The organism is Anaerolineales bacterium (genome assembly GCA_003105035.1).
GTDB lineage: Bacteria > Chloroflexota > Anaerolineae > Anaerolineales > UBA4823 > FEB-25.
In genome coordinates this window covers 168865-186361 of sequence record PQAL01000033.1, presented here as the reverse complement: position 1 = coordinate 186361, position 17497 = coordinate 168865, and the positions used below count along the sequence as shown (strand labels likewise).

Sequence of the window (17497 nt, the reverse complement as noted above, 5' to 3'; positions counted from 1 at the left end):
TTCGACAGAATACCTTCGGTAATCCGAACATGAGAATTTCGGATCGAGGAAGACAGGTAGAAATTGGCTGACTTGCTCACCCGCCTGGTGAAATTTACCCGGCAAGCACCGAGAGCAAGCGGGTATAAAGTTTATCAGTGGTGGGTAAAGGTTGAACCCCCAGCTCATCCGCTAAAATCTCAACCAGATCCTGATACTGGCGCATCAATCCAGCCCGATCACCCAGGGCGCAGTATACCCTCATCACCTGGCAGTGCAATTCCTCCAGCAAATTGTCCACGCGCAAGGCGCGATGCAACAGATCCAACGAGCGAGTGTACCGTTCATGGGTAAAATGGAAATCCGCCAGCTGCCTGAGTATCCCCAGATATTCTTGAGCTAGCCGCCTGCGTTCGTGGAGAAGCCAATCATAATAAAGGTTTTGTAAATATTCTCCCTGGTACAGGTTGATCGCCTGTTCCAGCCAGTGAGCGAGGGCTTCATCTTCTGTTGCTGCCCGGGCGTTAGCCATGGCTGCTGCGAACTCTTCCACGTCGATGCTAAAACGGGCGATGTCCAGGTGATACTCACCTGCTTCAACCAGGATAAAACGCGGTGCAGGGTCCCGCCCCTTTAAAGCGCTTCGTAAGCGTGACAGTGCCGTGTGGAAAGCCGTCAGGCTACGTCCGGGCTTTTCAGACCAGATGGCTTCAAAAGCTTGCTCTGCAGGAATATGCTCGGTGCGATAAGTGACGAAATAAGCCAAAAGGTCGCGCGCCTTGGCCGATACCCAGTGTTCATGGGTGAGCTCCTCACCTCCCCGGTATACCCGAAAACTTCCCAGGCAATGTACCATAATGGCAGAATGATCGCTAAAAGTGATCACTCCCCTGCGGTGTGTTGATGGTAAATTCTCAAGCACACGCTCGATAAAGGGAGTACGGCAGCCAGCTTCCATCAAAGCATTACAGACAACCCGCGAGCGTTCTCCCTGGTCGATGAACAACTGAAATGCCCCGGTTGGTTCGATCAAGCGTAAAGCGTGGTTAGCGTGCTCGATGCCCGTCTCCTTGCGTCCACTAACCAGGTGGATGTAAGCTAATCCGAGGTACACCAGGGCAAGAGGGATGCGGAATTGCCTGCGCTCTCCCACTTCCACCAGCTCAAGATAGAGCTGCTCTGCCCTTGCTAACATGCCTTTGTCCAGGGCCGTATCTGCCAGCACACTGCGGCAGACGTACACTTCATACGCGTCCGGATGACCCCTGTAAACCCACAGGGCACCTTCAGCAAGCTGCCAGGCTTCATCCACACGGCCCTGGCTACACAGGTTTAGTGCCAGATAACCCGTAGCCAGCATCCGTTCATACGAAGCTGTGCCCAACTGGCTGGCCAGCTCCAAGGATTGTTTGAGGGCTGATTCTGCCCTCGCCATTTCTCCCAGGCGGGTAAGCACATTACCCAGAGCGGTGTAAGCCGCAGGGAGAAGCTCCGTCAGGTGGAGGGTTTGAGCGATGCCCAAGCCCCGCTCAGCATAATGCAGGGCATTTTGGAAATCACGCCAGTAAAGATAGGGGCTGACCAGCAATATATACGCCTGGGCGGCCATGGGAGAAAGCTCATCCGGTGCTAGGCGTAGGGCTTCCCGTGCGTGCTCCACCGCAGCCTGCGGGTCACCTGCCCACCAGCAGATTTGCCCAAGCGACTGGAGGAAGCCAGCCATAGCCAAAGGGGATAAGCTTCCCATTGCAAGACGCGATTCACTGACTGCCTGCTCAGCCAGTGATCGGCCGCGATCCATACCCGTGAGGAAGCCCGTGCTTTTAGCCAAAGCGATCAGTGCTTCTGCCTTGCAAGCATGGTCATTGGCAGGTGCAGCATGTAAGGCCTCTGAAGCCAACCCTTCAGCTTTTTGGTAATTCCCCTGAGACCTATCGACCTCAGCCAGGCAAGTGAGCGCCCGGCTGACCCCCGAGGCATTTGATTCCGAAAGATACGCAGTCTGAGCTTTCTCATAGGCAGCCACTGCTAACCCCGACTTACCCATGCGCCAGTATACATTCCCAAGCTGAAGTAAAAGCTCCGGGTAGCGGTTGATAACATCGGGTGGTAGGCTGGAAAGGTAGCGGTGTAAGGCTTCCACGCGGCCTCTCTCGACATAGTTTGCAGCAAAACTACACGCACAGCGTGAAGCCGATTCAGGCTCATCTGCCTGGAGATAATGCTGAAAGGCTGTGTCCCATTCGGAGAGAGCTTCATAGTAACGTCCAGCCTCACCTTCAAGCTTTTTTAATAGCTCAACCTGTTCACGACGCAATTTGCTGAGCAAAAATTCACGGAACAGATAGTGGTAACGATACCATTGCCTGTGGACATCCAGGCTGGTGACGAAGATGTTCTGTTCCTCCAGTTTTTCCAGCATTTCCTGGGCATCACTCATCCCTGTCAGTGCATTACAGGCCGGCTGATCCATCTGAGCCAGTACGGCTGTATGCAACAAAAACTGCTGGGTAGACTCCGGCTGGCGTCGAAAGACCTCATCGGTGAGATATTCAAAAACGAACCTTTGCGAACCACTCAGGCTCGAAATCACTTCCGATGCCCCTGCCGAATCACAGCCAGCCAGGGATGAGCGTACGATTTGTAAAGCTGCAGCCCATCCCTCAGTTTTTTCATTCAGCATGTTGAGGCTTTCTGTTGACAAGCCCGGCACATCCATTTGTAAAAGTTCACTAATCTCATCTTCCCTAAAGCGCAGGTCATTCAAGCGCAGCTCTGCCAGGTTGCCACGTGCGCGCAGGCGAGCCAGCGAAAGCGGTGGGTCAATGCGCGTTGAAAGCACCAGGTGAAAAACTGGTGGTGCATTCTCAAGCAGATAATCCACCAGCTGGTGGACGACCAGAGACGTGATGTAATGATAATCATCCATCACAACCAAGCAGGGTTGATTCAACTGCTCGCTCAACTCGTTGATCAAGACGGTCATCACCTGCAGTGGCTCGCTGATGGACTGCGGGTTTTCAAGCAACGCCTCGGCATTCTGGCCAAGGATGGCGCCACGCGGCAGGTGGGTCATCCGCATCCGCCGCATGGCCTCAATCAAATAGGTCATAAAGATATATGGGTCAGAATCAGTGGGATCAAGCTGGTACCAGGCTGCAGGCAGATCAATGCTCGTCAGGAACTCAGCCAATAAGCTGGACTTTCCATAACCTGCAGGGGCAGATATCAATACCATGCGCCTATCCAGATGATTATTAAGCCATTGGATGAGATGCGGCCTGGGTAAATAGCCCCGTCCTGGCCGTGGCAGCAGAAATTTAGTTGAAAGCAACGTGGAGGGCTTCATAAATTGCAAAGATTTTGCAAACCGGATATGATAGTATTCTAACAGTATCTCAAATAAAAGAGAGGAGAATCGTCATGAAACCTAATCGTTTGGTCATTTTCATTTTGCTGGCGGTTGTGCTTTTGATGACCGCTTGTGGCGGGCAGACGGCTACCCCTGCTGCAACTGAGGCACCGGTTACCCCGCCCACCGCTGAAGTAAAACCCACCGAAGTGCCCCCGACGGAAGTGCCTCCCACGGAGGTACCCAAACCAGAGCCCACCAAGGCACCCACAGTGCTGCGCATCGCCCTGACAGCCAACTTCACCACATGGGATCCGGTCAAGTCCTTCTCTACTGAAGCGGCTTACATGGCAAACATGTACGAGCAGCTCCTGCGCATCAACCCTCCAAGCGCTGCTGAACGTTTCACCCCCCTTCTGGCGGAGAGCTGGGAATCCAGCGCGGATGGCCTGACATGGACCTTCCATCTACGCCAGGGCGTCACCTTCCATGATGGTGAGCCGATGACCGCCAATGCGGTCAAACTGTCCATCGAAGCTGCCAAGGATCATGGTGGTGCCTCCTTTATCTGGCTGCCCCTCGATACCATCGAAACACCCGATGACTATACGGTAGTCTTCAACCTGTCCTATTCTGCACCAATGGACCTGATTGCCTCTTCACTCTACGGCGCCTGGATCATCAGCCCCAAAGCCCTGGAAGCCGTGGCAGCCGATGGAGCCTACTATGAGACAGGTAAGGAAGCTGGGACTGGCCCCTATATGCTCGATTCCTTTACCCCCGATCAGGAAGTGGTGTTTAAGAAATTCGATAACTATTGGGGCGGCTGGCAGCCAAACAATTATGACATCGTCCTGGTGCAGATCGTGCCAGAAGCCACCACTCAGCAGCAACTGCTTGAGGGTGGTGAAGTTGACCTGGCAGGCACCATTCCGACCCAGAACCTGACCTCTTTCGATGGTAACCCGGATTACAAGGTGTATCGCGAAAAGTCATTCTTCAATTACGTTGGCTTCTTCAACGTCTTGCGACCACCGTTGGATAACCCACTTGTGCGACAGGCGCTCTCTTATGCGATTCCCTACCAGGACATCATCGATATTGCTGTGACTGGGCTTGGCACACAAAGCCGAGGCCCCGTCCCTGAGGGCGTATGGCCGTGGTCTGACCAGGTGACTCAATACACGTATGACCTGGACAAAGCCAAGGAATTGCTGACCCAGGCAGGTTACCCCGATGGTGGTTTCTCCATTCGTCTAACGCATGCCTCCGAAAACCCTGCTGAAACCCTGTTCGCCCCGCTGATCAAGGATTCCTTCGCCCAAATCGGTGTCGATGTCACCATCGAGCCTATCCTGTTCAGCCAGCAATGGGAGCAAGCCAAAGCTGACCCGGCTAATGCCCAAGACATGTTCCTCCTGCTCTATTGGCCAACCTACTCCGATGCCGGTTCAGACAACCTGTGGTCAATGTTCTATGGCGCTGAGGCAGCCCCTCACCTGAATGTGACCGCCTTCAATCTGTCGTACTGGTACGACCCGGAATACAATACTACGCTCGACAAGGCTATTGGTGAAACAGTGACCGATCCTACTGCCTCCCAGCAGGATTACATCACAGCGATGAACTACTTGGTTGATAAGGCTCCAGGTGTATTCTTCTTTGACACCATGGCTGCCTACGTCATACCTAATCACATTGCCGGCTTCGAGTACAACTTGAACTATCCCTTCACGCCCTTCTGGTTCTACCAGTTGACTCCGGCGCAATAACTTGGCAAGAAAAGGGGAGCGGGATCAACTAGCCCGCTCCCTACCCCATTTACACACCATTTATCCATTGCGGGCCCGCCTTATTTGGGAGCCTTATGCGCAGACTTGAATACATCATCCGGCGCTTGATCACTTCAATATTCGTGCTGATCGGGGTATCGATCATCACCTTTGCGCTGGCGCGGGTCATCCCCTCCAACCCGGCGGTGTTGTACATCGGCCCTAAAGCGCGGGCCGAAGATATCGCCCGGGTGACTGCACAATTAGGGTTGGATAAGTCTTTACCAGAGCAGTACTACATTTACATGCGTGACCTGTTGCATGGTGACATGGGGACATCAATAAGCACCAAGCGCCCGGTTCTAACAGAGTTGACAACCCGCTTGCCCGCTACCCTGGAACTGCTTTTTACCGGCATGCTGCTGGCTGTGCTCATCGGCGTGCCGATGGGTGTACTGAGCGCCCGCTGGCAGGGGAAACCAACCGATATTTTTGTCCGCACTGTATCCATCATCGGCGTTTCTCTGCCTGCTTTTTATCTGGGACTCTTGTTGCAAATACTATTTTTCCGTCGGCTGGACCTGCTACCCCTGGCAGGCAGGTTCAGTAATGAATTACGCTTCACCAATCCGATCGACCCGGTCACGAATTTCCTTCTGATCGATGCTTTGCTGATGCGCAACTGGATCGCTTTCAAGGACGTGGTTTTTCACCTAATTCTCCCAGCGCTCACCCTGGCAGCCTATCCAGCAGGCCTTGTAGCCCGCATGACGCGCGCCACCATGCTCGAAGTGCTGGAACAGGATTACATCCGTACCGCCCGCGCCTATGGCATCCGGGAGACAGTGATCGTATATCTATACGCATTAAAGAACGCGATCAGTCCTTCGCTCACCGTCATTGGCCTGACTTTCGCCTATGCCTTAACCGGTACTTTCTTCGTCGAAATTATATTTAACTGGCCCGGATTGGGCTTATTCACTGTCCATTCCCTGCTGAATATCGATTACCCCGCCATCATGGGCATCACCCTGTATGGGGCCACCATGTATGTGCTCATTAACCTGGGAGTTGATCTGCTCCAGGCCTGGATTGACCCGCGTGTTTCTCTGAAATAATATGTCATCCTTACCTGCAATAACCGTTGAGCCCGAAATCCAGAGCACCCGCACCTCCAGGCATGTGCTGAATGTCATCCTGCGTGACCCCCTTTCGTTGATCAGCACCATTGTTATCATTGTTTTTATCCTGATTGGAATATTTGCCTACCAGGTGGCACCTTACCCTGGGCAAGGTGCGGGGAAAACCAATGTGCCAACTTCGCTGTGCCCACCTTCTATAGAGCACCCATTCGGTTGTGACAAACTCGGCCGGGATGTACTCAGCCGTGTAATCGTGGGGGCGCGCCCTGCCTTGATCGTACCCATCGGTGTGGTGCTGTTCGCGGTGTTGATCGGAGCACCCTTGGGAGCTATCGCCGGTTACAAAGGCGGCTGGGTAGATGAAGTGATCATGCGCATCACCGATCTATTCCTGGCTTTCCCATCCCTCCTGCTGGCCATGGCCATTGCCTCCGCCCTGGGCCGGGGTCTGCAAAACGCCGCTATTGCCCTGATCGTTTCATGGTGGCCCTGGTATACGCGACTGGTGCGTGGCGTCACGATCAGCCTGAAAGAGCGCTACTTTGTGGAAGCAGCCCAAGCGATCGGTGTGCGTGATTCAGTCATCATCCTGCGCCACATCCTACCCAACACAATCTCCGCCATCCTCGTCCAGGCCACGGTTGACCTTGGAACAGTCATCCTGGCAATGGGCGGTCTGGCGTTTTTGGGTTTAGGCACGCAGCCTCCTTCGCCCGATTGGGGCCTGATGGTCTCGGAAGGTCGTACCTACATCCTGGAACAATGGTGGATCTCAACCTTCCCAGGCCTGGCGATTTTCGTCGTCGTACTGGCCTTCAACCTGTTGGGCGATACGTTGCGTGATATCTTCGACCCGAGGCAGTATCGATGAGCACCTTGCTGGAAGTACGCGACCTGTACCTCGAGTTCAAGACCTCGCGGGGTGACTTGAAAGCCTTGAACGGCATTAGTTTCGATGTGCAAAAAGGCGAGGTACTTGGTTTGGTAGGCGAGACAGGCTGCGGTAAAACCGTCACAGGGCTGACCATCTTGCGCTTGCTGGCCCGTTCAGCACGCATCACTCGTGGGGAGATCCTGCTGGATGGCACTGATCTGCTAACGCTTCCCAAGGCTGAAATGGAGAAGGCGCGTGGTAGCCAGGTAGCCATGATCTTCCAGGACCCCAGCTCATCGCTTAACCCTGTGTTTACCATTGGCGACCAGATGATCCGCGTCATCCGGCGCCATACGCCGCTCTCAAAAAGCGGGGCAAAGGCCCATGCTTCGATCATGCTTCAGGCGGTTGGCTTACCCGACGTACAGCGTATTCTTGAAAGTTACCCCCACCAGCTATCTGGCGGGCAGCAGCAACGGGTGATGATTGCCATGGCCCTCAGCTGCCGGCCGAGGCTGCTTATCGCGGATGAGCCCACAACAGCCCTGGATGTGACCATCCAGGCACAGATACTCAAGCTGCTGAAAGAGCTCCAACAGCAGTTCGATATTTCAGCCATCCTGATCACGCATAACCTGGGGGTGGTGGCTCAAACCGTCGATCGATTGGTGATCCTGTATGCTGGAAGGGTGGTAGAGATTGGTACCAAACACCAGGTATTCAAAAATCCGCAACACCCCTATTCACGCGGGCTGATGGAAGCAGTACCCCGCCTTGGAGACCGGGGGAGAAAGATGGCCGTCATTCCTGGTGTGGTGCCTTCCAACCCCGGAGCCCTGCCCGGTTGCCCGTTTGCCCCGCGTTGCCAGTATGCCTTCGAACGCTGCACACAGGAAGTGCCCCCGTTGTACCAAATCACAGAAGGCCATAACAGTGCTTGCTTCCTGGTGGATCCTGAAAACCCAAAGGCGGTAAGCGCATGACGCCCCTGGTGGAAGTCCGCCTGCTCAAGAAATATTTTCGCCTGCCAGGCGGCTGGCTCACCGGTAAGATTCGTTATGTGTATGCTGTCGATGGCGTGGACCTTGCGGTTGAGAACGGGGAAGTTTTCGGTCTGGTGGGAGAGTCGGGCTGCGGCAAGACGACCCTGGGGCGCATCATACTAAGGCTGATCCAGCCCACGTCCGGGCAGGTATTGTTTGATGGAAAGGATTTGAATACCCTGAGTGGTGAAGCGATGCGGCAGATGCGCCAACAGATGCAGATTGTCTTCCAAAACCCCCTGTCTTCACTCAGCCCGCGCATGAAGATTGAGCAGGTGGTGGCTGAGCCGCTGGTCACCCACAAGGAAGTGGAGAAGAGTGCGATCAGGGGCAGAGTGCTTGAGCTGCTTGAACAGGTAGGCCTGGGTCGCCAACATCTTGACCGCTTCCCCCACGAGCTTTCGGGTGGACAATGCCAGCGCGTGGCGGTGGCGCGCGCCATGGCGCTAAACCCCAGGTTGCTCGTGCTGGATGAGCCTACCTCCGCCTTAGACGTCTCCGTGCAGGCGCAGATAATCAACCTGCTGGATGATCTGCGCAAGTCACACGGCCTGACGTACGTTTTTATCTCGCATGATCTGAACGTCGTGCAGCACATCAGTGATCGCATCGGGGTGATGTATCTGGGAAAGCTGGTGGAGCTTGCCCCAGCGGATGACATTTTTGCACTACCGCTTCACCCGTATACGCAAGCTTTGTTTGGTGCCATCCCCTTACCCGATGTAGATAATCCCCGCGAGCTTACTATTCTTGAAGGCAATGTCCCCAGCCCGATCAATCCGCCATCAGGATGCCGTTTCCATACGCGTTGCCCATTGGTCCAATCAATCTGCTGGGAGCATGAACCGATTTTAAGGCAGGTCAAAACCAATAGGTTAGTCGCCTGCCATATGGTGAATGAGGAGTGATTTTATGAGCCGATTATTTGGTATTGCTGGAGTCCAAATGCAGGTGGTGGCGTTTGATGCCCAGGCTACTGTGGATAAAATGAAGGAAATTGCTACCAACCTGACTCTATCTTTCCCTTGGGTACAGCTGATCATGTTCCATGAGCTGGTAGTGCCCGGTCTTGACCAGTTTGTGAGCTCGCAGGACCGTGACTGGCGGGTAAAGAATTCTGAGACCATCCCCGGCCCGCTTACCGAAAAGTTGTGCGACCTGGCACGTAGCCTGAACCGCTGGCTGATCCCAGGTTCAATGTACGAGGTGGATGGTGATAAGTTATACAACACCGCCCTGGTAATTTCACCCCAAGGAGAGGTCATCCGCAAATATCGCAAGATGTTCCCGTGGTTGCCGTATGAAAACGGGGTAACACCGGGAAATGAGTTCTGTGTTTTCGATATCCCGGATGTGGGTCGATTTGGCCTGTGCATCTGCTATGATATGTGGTTCCCAGAGGTGGCACGTACCTTGATCTGGAAAGGCGCTGAAGTTATCCTTCAGCCGACGCTGACTCCAACCTCTGACCGTGAGCTGGAATTGGTCATGTGCCGGGCAAATGCCTTATTTAACCAGTGCTACTTCATCAGTGTCAATGGCGTCGGCACCTGGGGTGGTGGCCGATCAACAATCATTGATCCGGATGGGCGCATTTTACAAGAAGCCTCCACCAACCAGACTATCCTGACCGAGATGATCGACCTGGACCACACCACGCGCACCCGGGAGTTCGGTACCATTGGCCTGGCCCAAACCCTCAAGCAGCTACGTGATTCGGATATGACCTTCCCCATCTACGAAGACGGCAGCCTCGCCAAAGGTGCCTTTGCCAACCTGGGTGTGCTCAAGTATCACCGCCAACTGGAAGTGGGGGTCAATAACAAGTAATCAACCAACCCCCATAACTGACCCCCACTTGTGCCCTCCCTTGTCGATAGACCAGGGAGGGTTTTTCTTCCGGTAGGCAATCAAATTCGGTCTGTTTGTGTAAAAATGGCGGTTTTTGGCAGCCCGCCAGCTTCTCTTGGCAGTAATTTTATGCAATGATAAAGCTATAAGTAGGAAGATTTCTTCACACACCCAACAACGCAACTAAGGAAAATCAGCCTACACGAGACAAAATATATACAATGCTTTGGTCACTGGCACAAAAAGGATTGAGCTTGACAAGATTTCCTTCACGAAAAGATTTAAAGAACACTATTTGAGCCAAAAGTTAATGGAGAGACGAGAATGACGAACATGAATATTAAATATGTAGGAATTATTTTATTTGTCACACTTATCCTAACCGCATGCAGCGCAGAACCTCAATCACTCATAACTTATGACCCTGATTCATTAAACTTTGATAAGCAAAACGCCTTTGCGTTACAAGGTCAATTTGCCAGCCAATTTCCCAACCGTTCCAGCGGTCAACCAAACAATCACCTGGCTGCAGAATGGATTGAGAAGCAGATGATTGCTTATGGATGGTCTTGCCAAATCGACACCTGGACAGTAATAAACTATAGCGTGCCGGTGGCTATGAACAATGTTGTCTGTACGTTGCCAGGTGAGTCGAATAAGGAAATCCTGGTAGTAGCTCACCTTGATCAAGCATCCACCACCATTGAAGGAGCGGATAATGACGCCTCGGGGATTGCCATTCTGCTCGAGCTTGGGAAGGTGTTTTATGCAGAGAAGCCACTCCCGTACTCCCTGGCTTATGTCGCAACCGATGGAGAGGAGTATGGCATGCTTGGCACTCGACGCTACCTTCAGACCCATGCCATGCCAGATAACATTATCGCAGGTATCTCTCTGGACAATGTCGGTAAAGCGCTCTACACTGGCTTAAAAGTTGAGGTTGTTGGCCAGTTCCGAAAATACGGGCAGATCTGGCTACCCCTAATGGCACAGGATGTAGCTGAAGCAGCTGGAGATCTATGGACTGTCCAGCTCCGTGCTCCGATTGACCAGATTTTAGACCAGGCAGTCCCAATTTCATTTATGGACCAAGGACCTATGGTTGCCCTTGGAATACCATCCATCGGATTCGCGGGGGTAATTCCTCCTGAATCAGCCGAGTTAAGCTGGTCTACCTACCACACGCCACTTGACACAATGGAGTACGAATCAGCTGATACGCTCTACCACGCCGGACGTATCCCTGAAGCCCTCATCCGCCAACTGCTCTCGATGCAGTCCTTTCCGAATATCCCCGGGCCATACCTGTACTTTGAAGCGAGCCACCAGCTCTTTCGCGGGCCGGCTCTATACTCACTCTTCATCGGCTTCACGGCAATATTTTTTGTTGGTGCAGTCTCCTTCGCTCGAACTGATTTTAGAACCAAGTTAGCAAGGTGGGCAAGCGCACTGCCTCACTTCCTGAGCCTGTGGCTGCCGCTAGTTGCTTCCTTATTGGTTCTTTATCTATTGGTTGCCTTAGGCTTGATGGATAAATATGCTGTTTATCCTGGCACTACGAAAGACCCGGTAATCGTCACCCCGCACTGGCCTGCTGTGATTATATTTCTCGCCAGTCTGGTTGCGTTCTACTTTTTTTCTCGTCGTATATTGCAACGCTTTGTTAAGGATGTAAAAACTCCAAGTTTTGGGGTCGTCAAAAGCCTGGCCTTTATGATCGTGGGCCTTGGCGCGCTGTACTTCATGATCATCAATCCGTTTTCATTGCTGTTCCTGGTACCAACCCTCTTCTGGTTCCTTATCACAGGCCGAAAAGGTGCATGGCGATTGCTCGACATCGTCCTTCTACTATTCGGACTGCTAATCGTGTTTGCCTTAATTTATTTCTTCGGCTTTGTCATCCAGCGCTCCAATCTGGCTGTGTTGTGGTACCTGATGATGATGTTCTCCATCAAGTAGGTAAGCTTCATAACAGGAAGTGTCATCTTTGGCATACTGGCTGCAGGTCTCTCAATGGTCGTCAGGATGCCCACGGAAAAGGCAAACATGGTTAGTGAAAAATTATCAAGAGATTGATGCCAGGTTTACAATCGCGCCTTAACATAAGCGCCTCAAAATCCTGCTAATTGGGCTGGTAATAGAATTGATTACGACAGTCAGTATCTCGGAGATCACTGCCAAATTGGCGATCGCTATCTTTTTTTTCAATCAACTTTTTTCTGGTTGAATATGGGTCCACAGGCTAAAAAGCCAAACACAGAGGCGATTAACGCAAGACATCCTTCTATAGAAAACCTTTCGGGTCATGGGAATAAATTCGTTTAGTAAGGATTAAAGCTAATTTCTAAAGCAGACAAATTTTTAGCTCGCATATCATTTCTTGGTTGATCTGCCCGCCAGGTATGCAAATATTTAGCTATGAATTCAATATTGCTGGTACTCTGTGCCTTACCAGGCTATCACCCGATCAGAGTGCCCCGTATTTCGATAATTAAACTGAAAATCCAGGTTCTGTCTGATTATTATCGAATATTAATGCCGTGTGTCTTGACACGGTAGGACACCAGTTCTAAAATCATACTATTGGGATGAAGATACTCTGATTATCTTGGGGTTATTTAATCGTTTGTCTGATCGAACTGGTATCATCATCACCGTCAAATTTGTGATATGTTGCATCTTAGTGGGAGAGGGATAGGAGAAGCACATGGCAAAGGTTATTCTGTCAATGAACATCAGCCTGGATGGTTTTTTCGAAGGCCCGCATCATGAGCTGGACTGGTCAATCGCTGATGAATATTTACACGATTTCTATGCCGACCTGCTCTCCCATGCTGACCTGATTGTCTTCGGGCGGGTGACCTACAATATGATGGCCAGCTACTGGCCTACCGCTTCAAACGATCCGAATATCAGTTCTGGTGAGCGTCACTTTGCCGAGGCATTAAACCCCATGGCGAAGATCGTGTATTCAACCACCTTGACAAAGGTTGACTGGAATACCAGGTTGATGAGGCAGTTTCTTCCAGAAAATTTCATGAAGATTAAAGCCAGCACGAAGGGGGTGATCCTTCTGGGAGGAGGTGCAAGCCTGGTGCAACCATTTATAGAAAATCACTTAGTGGATGAGATCCAGCTTGTAGTTCATCCTGTTGAAATTGGAGCAGGCAAGCCTTTTTTCCAGGATCTTGATCATGTAGTTAATCTTCATCTCCAATGGATAAAACCTTTTCCCTCGGGGGCAATAGCTCTGTCTTACCGGCTCGACGGGAAAGCATGAAACCGAAGAATAAACACACCGAGTTTTTCCAAGCCAGTAGATCGTGGCATAAGGTGAAATGAAACCCAGAACTCGCTGACATGGTAATGAGACTCTAAGCAGAACACCAGAGGTAAGGACCGCCAAACAACACGCTTGAAACCATGTACATATGTTGTGAGTATAGAAAATGATAATTTGTAAAGAAAGGAGAATTTTGATGGAAAAACCAACTTTTTCCGCCATTCCAGGCAGCCTGGAACTGGTGATCACCCACAAGTTCGACGCCCCCCGCGATCTTGTTTATAAAATATACACCGATCCGAAGCTCATTCCCGAATGGTGGGGACCGCGCAATCTGACCACCACTGTTGAAAAAATGGATGTACTGCAAGGTGGCGTCTGGCGCTACCTCCAGCGCGATCCTCAGGGCAACCTCTTCGCGTTCCACGGTATCTACCACTCACTTGAGCCCAGCCGGTGCATTATCTCCACCTTCGAGTGGGAAGGTATGCCGGGGCATGTCATCCTGGTTACCACGAGCTTTGATGAGAAGGATGGTAAAACGATTGTCACCCAGCAGAATATCTTTCAGTCGGTCCAGGATAGGGATGGGATGATCGCGCAAGGCATGGAACAGGGATTTACCGAAGGTGATGAGCGTTTTAACGAGCTACTTGCCAGGATCAAAGGAGATCCGATGATGGGTAAAGCTTATACCATGCAGGATGGTAAAAGCCTGATCATCACCCGTACCTTCAACGCTTCTCCCAAGCGGGTCTGGCAGGAATGGACCAATCCGAACATGTATATGTGCTGGTGGGGTCCCAAGGATTACAACTATTGCGGCGCCCAGGTTGACCTGCGGGTTGGAGGGAAATATCTCAATTGCATGGTTGGTCCAGATGGAAAGCAGATCTGGAGCACAGGGGTTTATAAGGAAATTGCTGAACCTAATCGTTTCGTCGTCACCGACTCATTCGCAGATGAGCGCGGTAATGTCGTACCAGCCTCCTATTATGGGATGACCTCCGATCTCCCATTGGAGTTGGAAGTTGAAGTCACCCTGGAATACTTAGGGGGCCAAACCAGGATGACCCTCGAACACTGTGGCCTGCCAGAGGGAGAGATCCTCGAACAAACCCGGCAAGGCTGGAATGAATCCTTCGATAAGCTTGAACAATGCCTGAAATAATGCAATGTGTTGGAGACGGTAAAAAAAAACACGAAAGGAGAAAATAAAATGGCTAACTATGAACTTAAGGTTCCTCCTGGCTTACAGGAGGTGACCATTACACAAACTTTCGACGCTCCGCGGGAGGTCGTTTATAAAACTGTTACTGATCCGCTGCAAATCCCCAAGTGGTGGGGGCCAGCCAGGTTCCAGACCAGGGTGATCAACATGGTGGTCATGCCGGGTGGCACATGGCGGTTCCTCCAGCGTGACGAGCAAGGTAAGGAATATGGATTCCATGGTGTGTACCATAGCGTGCGTATTCCTGAGCGCCTGGTATACACATCAGAATATGAAGGCGTGCCAGATCACGTGACCCTCTACACAGAGGAGTTTCGAGAGCAAGATGGGAAGACGATCATCATCACCAAGATCCTGTTCCCTTCGGTGGAGGATCGCGACCAGATGCTCCAATGGGGGATGGAGGAGGGCACAGCCGCCATGACCAGCCGATTAAATGAACTTCTGGCACCTGTTTCAATGCTAGGACAAATGCAGGCAACTATGGAAAAACAAAAAGGAACGGATGGTTGCATCACCATCACCCGCATCTTCGATGCCCCGCGCGAGAAAGTATGGGCACAGTGGACGGAGCCAATGCAGTACAAGTGCTGGTGGGGGCCTAAGGATTTCACCTCACCGTATGCTAACCTGGAGGTACGTCGAGGGGGTAAGTTCCTGGTGAGTATGCAGGCACCCGATGGTAAACAATATTGGGATACGGGCAAGTACGAAGAAGTCGTTGAAAATCAACGCCTCGTCTATACTGACACCTTTGCTGACGAGAACGGCAATGTCGTTCCAGCCTCGTATTATGGGATGGGTTCAGACAAACCACTGGACATGGAAGTGGAAGTGACACTTGAGGATATTGGGGGACAAACTAAGATGATCCTCGAACATTGCGGCTTTCCAGAGGGTGACATGTTGGACAATGCCCGCCAGGGTTGGAATCAGTCTCTCGATAAACTCGCCAGTTGCCTGAGGTGAAGCATGTGCAGGAGCATTCACACCCTCTACAATATCGAGCCACCAGCCAGCGAAGGGGAGATCCATGCGGCTGCTTTACAATTCGTGCGTAAAATTAGTGGATATCACCATCCTTCTAAAGCCAATGAGGGAGCATTCCTGGCTGCCGTGGATGAGATTGCTGAGATCTCTACCAGGCTATTATCCAGCCTTGAAACGAACGCACCTGGGAGGACAAGGATGGTAGGGGTAAATCCTCACCAGAAACCTTCTCTGACGGGGCAGGCCTGACAGGAGCGAGGGTGTGGCTGAAGCACACAATCGTCACCGGCAGTTGAGGCGTCTATGCAACGATCAGCCATGCCGGTGACGATAATTCTTAACTAATCACAAACCAGCGAACGAAACAAAGGTGGAAAATTACCAATGAGCAAAGTAATCATGTTCAATCTAATCACTTTGGATGGGTATTTCGAAGGTATGAACAAGTGGGACATTGCCTGGCACAGTGTGGATGACGAGTTTAACCAATTTTCGATCGAACAGCTGGATACCGCCAGTGGGTTGATCTTTGGGCGGGTTACCTACGAGGGCATGGCCTCCTACTGGCCGACACCAGCTGCCATTAATGACGATCCAACCGTGGCGGCGAAGATGAATTCCATCCCCAAATATGTATTTTCTAGGACGCTGGAAAAAGCAGATTGGAGCAATACCCAGCTAATCAAGGGAGATGCCGTGGATGAGCTGCGCAAGCTAAAACAGCGCTCCAACAAGGATTTATTCATTTTTGGGAGTGCTAACCTTTCAGCCACCTTCACTAACCATCGCTTAATCGATGAATACCGGTTGATGGTTAATCCGGTGATCCTGGGCACAGGTGGAGCGTTATTCCAGGTGAACGGAAAAGACCTCAAATTCAACCTGCTCAATACTAAGGTATTCAAAAACGGCAACGTGCTACTGACCTACCAACCTGCCACATCAGCTTAATCCATCCATGGACAAGCGATCGCTATCGCAAGTTCCAATCGCCAGGGCAGGCATGTTGATTCGGAAGCCAGCTGAGCTGGTCTACGAGGCATTGGTTGATCCAACCATCACCACCCGGTTCTGGTTTACCCGCAGCGTGGCAGGTTGAAAGCCGGCAGGTGGATCCACGGGGACTGGGAAATGTTCGGCGTCTTCACCCTGCGTGACGTTAAAGCGCTGGAGCCCGGCAAGCGCAGCCTGCTGGATTGGGTTGTGGACCGGATCTCGGATTCTCTCAAGCGGTTTTTCCAGCAACGACCTGGCAGAGGAACGTATGTTGCGATGACGAATTCAGGTTTCAGTGGGAATGGTGATAAGATTGTCGAGCAGGCCATGGATTCGGCATCCGGCTTTGCGTTGGTTTTAGCCGATTTTACAGCGTATCTGGAATTCTGCATCGGGCTGAATTTAGTTGCCGACTCTCACCCTGAGATGATGGACGAAGGTTTACCAACGAAGGATTGAAGGTTTTCGTGGAGGTGTGGATATGACCAATCGGGACAGCATACAGGCACAGAAAGAGCGCGCAGTTGATTTTCTACAGCTGGTAGTGGCTGGGAACATCGATGAGGCTTACCAAACCTATGTCAATATGCATGGTAAACACCACAATATGTATTACTCGGCCGACCTCAACTCTTTGAAAGAAGGGATGCTCGAAAACCATGCCCAATTCCCGAATAAACGCATCATGGTCAAGAATGTGTTGGGGGAGAACAACCTGGTAGCTGTGCACTCGAATATCATCCTCAAACCCGGTGAGCCCGGGATGGCAGTCGTGCACATCTTCCGCTTCGAGCAAGGTAAGATCGTCGAAATGTGGGATGTGGGGCAAACCATCCCGTTAGAATCACCGAACCGCATCGGGGCTTTTTAGCATATATCGATTGTTTTATCCGCAATTGAGGCCACCAAAATATTTAGGCAGCAATAATCACCAGCTGCGTTGGTGCCAGGCCATTACTGGCCGGAATGCATCGCTCATTTCTA

The 17497-nt window shown here is 51.7% G+C and carries 14 protein-coding genes and 3 pseudogenes; 16 read left to right on the top strand and 1 reads right to left on the bottom strand.

Annotated elements, in window-relative coordinates; all coding sequences use genetic code 11:
* Positions 1–94 precede the first annotated feature (94 nt).
* Complete coding sequence (locus tag C3F13_13885) at positions 95–3328, bottom strand: hypothetical protein (GenBank protein ID PWB51522.1); 3234 nt, start codon at positions 3326–3328, stop codon at positions 95–97.
* Positions 3329–3402: 74 nt separating this feature from the next.
* Here C3F13_13885 and C3F13_13880 point away from each other — a divergent pair, with 74 nt between their 5' ends.
* The 16 genes and pseudogenes from C3F13_13880 (at position 3403) to C3F13_13805 (ending at position 17384) form a co-directional block, all read left to right on the top strand.
* Positions 3403–5103: an ABC transporter substrate-binding protein gene (locus tag C3F13_13880; GenBank protein PWB51521.1), complete on the top strand. Its 1701-nt coding sequence runs from the start codon at positions 3403–3405 to the stop codon at positions 5101–5103.
* A gap of 95 nt (positions 5104–5198) precedes the next feature.
* On the top strand, positions 5199–6221 hold the full coding sequence (locus C3F13_13875) for a peptide ABC transporter permease (protein PWB51520.1): 1023 nt from the start codon (positions 5199–5201) through the stop codon (positions 6219–6221).
* Position 6222: 1 nt separating this feature from the next.
* The gene (locus C3F13_13870; protein ID PWB51519.1) at positions 6223–7116 is read left to right on the top strand and encodes a D-ala-D-ala transporter subunit; all 894 of its coding nucleotides are present in this window, start codon (positions 6223–6225) and stop codon (positions 7114–7116) included.
* A complete protein-coding gene (locus C3F13_13865; protein ID PWB51518.1) occupies positions 7113–8102 on the top strand; it encodes a peptide ABC transporter ATP-binding protein in 990 nt (329 codons plus the stop codon). The genes C3F13_13870 and C3F13_13865 overlap by 4 nt, the downstream gene beginning before the upstream one ends.
* On the top strand, positions 8099–9070 hold the full coding sequence (locus tag C3F13_13860; GenBank protein ID PWB51517.1) for a hypothetical protein: 972 nt from the start codon (positions 8099–8101) through the stop codon (positions 9068–9070). The genes C3F13_13865 and C3F13_13860 overlap by 4 nt, the downstream gene beginning before the upstream one ends.
* Before the next feature lie 4 nt (positions 9071–9074).
* A complete protein-coding gene (locus tag C3F13_13855) occupies positions 9075–9992 on the top strand; it encodes a carbon-nitrogen hydrolase family protein (protein PWB51516.1) in 918 nt (305 codons plus the stop codon).
* Positions 9993–10337: 345 nt separating this feature from the next.
* A complete protein-coding gene (locus tag C3F13_13850; GenBank protein PWB51515.1) occupies positions 10338–11972 on the top strand; it encodes a hypothetical protein in 1635 nt (544 codons plus the stop codon).
* Positions 11973–12720: 748 nt separating this feature from the next.
* Positions 12721–13293, top strand: coding sequence for a deaminase (locus C3F13_13845; protein ID PWB51514.1), 573 nt, complete (start codon positions 12721–12723; stop codon positions 13291–13293).
* A gap of 199 nt (positions 13294–13492) precedes the next feature.
* Positions 13493–13963, top strand: a pseudogene (locus C3F13_13840) (ATPase).
* 9 nt (positions 13964–13972) lie between these two features.
* Positions 13973–14467, top strand: coding sequence for an ATPase (locus C3F13_13835; protein ID PWB51656.1), 495 nt, complete (start codon positions 13973–13975; stop codon positions 14465–14467).
* A gap of 48 nt (positions 14468–14515) precedes the next feature.
* Positions 14516–14938 (top strand): annotated as a pseudogene (locus C3F13_13830) (ATPase).
* A gap of 48 nt (positions 14939–14986) precedes the next feature.
* On the top strand, positions 14987–15496 hold the full coding sequence (locus C3F13_13825) for an ATPase (protein ID PWB51655.1): 510 nt from the start codon (positions 14987–14989) through the stop codon (positions 15494–15496).
* A 3-nt stretch (positions 15497–15499) separates the two neighbouring features.
* Complete coding sequence (locus C3F13_13820; protein ID PWB51513.1) at positions 15500–15766, top strand: DUF2277 domain-containing protein; 267 nt, start codon at positions 15500–15502, stop codon at positions 15764–15766.
* Positions 15767–15901: 135 nt separating this feature from the next.
* On the top strand, positions 15902–16468 hold the full coding sequence (locus C3F13_13815) for a riboflavin biosynthesis protein RibD (protein PWB51512.1): 567 nt from the start codon (positions 15902–15904) through the stop codon (positions 16466–16468).
* 7 nt (positions 16469–16475) lie between these two features.
* A pseudogene (locus C3F13_13810) lies at positions 16476–16972 on the top strand (polyketide cyclase).
* Positions 16973–16994: 22 nt separating this feature from the next.
* A complete protein-coding gene (locus C3F13_13805) occupies positions 16995–17384 on the top strand; it encodes a polyketide cyclase (GenBank protein PWB51511.1) in 390 nt (129 codons plus the stop codon).
* Positions 17385–17497: the final 113 nt, after the last annotated feature.

Bases quoted from the DNA above. Each gene is read 5' to 3' on its own strand.
- C3F13_13835 (PWB51656.1), top strand. From the start codon at position 13,973: ATGATGGGTAAAGCTTATACCATGCAGGATGGTAAAAGCCTGATCATC.
- C3F13_13870 (PWB51519.1), top strand. From the start codon at position 6,223: ATGTCATCCTTACCTGCAATAACCGTTGAGCCCGAAATCCAGAGCACC.
- C3F13_13850 (PWB51515.1), top strand. From the start codon at position 10,338: ATGACGAACATGAATATTAAATATGTAGGAATTATTTTATTTGTCACA.
- C3F13_13855 (PWB51516.1), top strand. From the start codon at position 9,075: ATGAGCCGATTATTTGGTATTGCTGGAGTCCAAATGCAGGTGGTGGCG.
- C3F13_13825 (PWB51655.1), top strand. From the start codon at position 14,987: ATGCTAGGACAAATGCAGGCAACTATGGAAAAACAAAAAGGAACGGAT.
- C3F13_13880 (PWB51521.1), top strand. From the start codon at position 3,403: ATGAAACCTAATCGTTTGGTCATTTTCATTTTGCTGGCGGTTGTGCTT.
- C3F13_13805 (PWB51511.1), top strand. From the start codon at position 16,995: ATGACCAATCGGGACAGCATACAGGCACAGAAAGAGCGCGCAGTTGAT.
- C3F13_13865 (PWB51518.1), top strand. From the start codon at position 7,113: ATGAGCACCTTGCTGGAAGTACGCGACCTGTACCTCGAGTTCAAGACC.
- C3F13_13875 (PWB51520.1), top strand. From the start codon at position 5,199: ATGCGCAGACTTGAATACATCATCCGGCGCTTGATCACTTCAATATTC.
- C3F13_13845 (PWB51514.1), top strand. From the start codon at position 12,721: ATGGCAAAGGTTATTCTGTCAATGAACATCAGCCTGGATGGTTTTTTC.
- C3F13_13820 (PWB51513.1), top strand. From the start codon at position 15,500: ATGTGCAGGAGCATTCACACCCTCTACAATATCGAGCCACCAGCCAGC.
- C3F13_13885 (PWB51522.1), bottom strand. From the start codon at position 3,328: ATGAAGCCCTCCACGTTGCTTTCAACTAAATTTCTGCTGCCACGGCCA.
- C3F13_13860 (PWB51517.1), top strand. From the start codon at position 8,099: ATGACGCCCCTGGTGGAAGTCCGCCTGCTCAAGAAATATTTTCGCCTG.
- C3F13_13815 (PWB51512.1), top strand. From the start codon at position 15,902: ATGAGCAAAGTAATCATGTTCAATCTAATCACTTTGGATGGGTATTTC.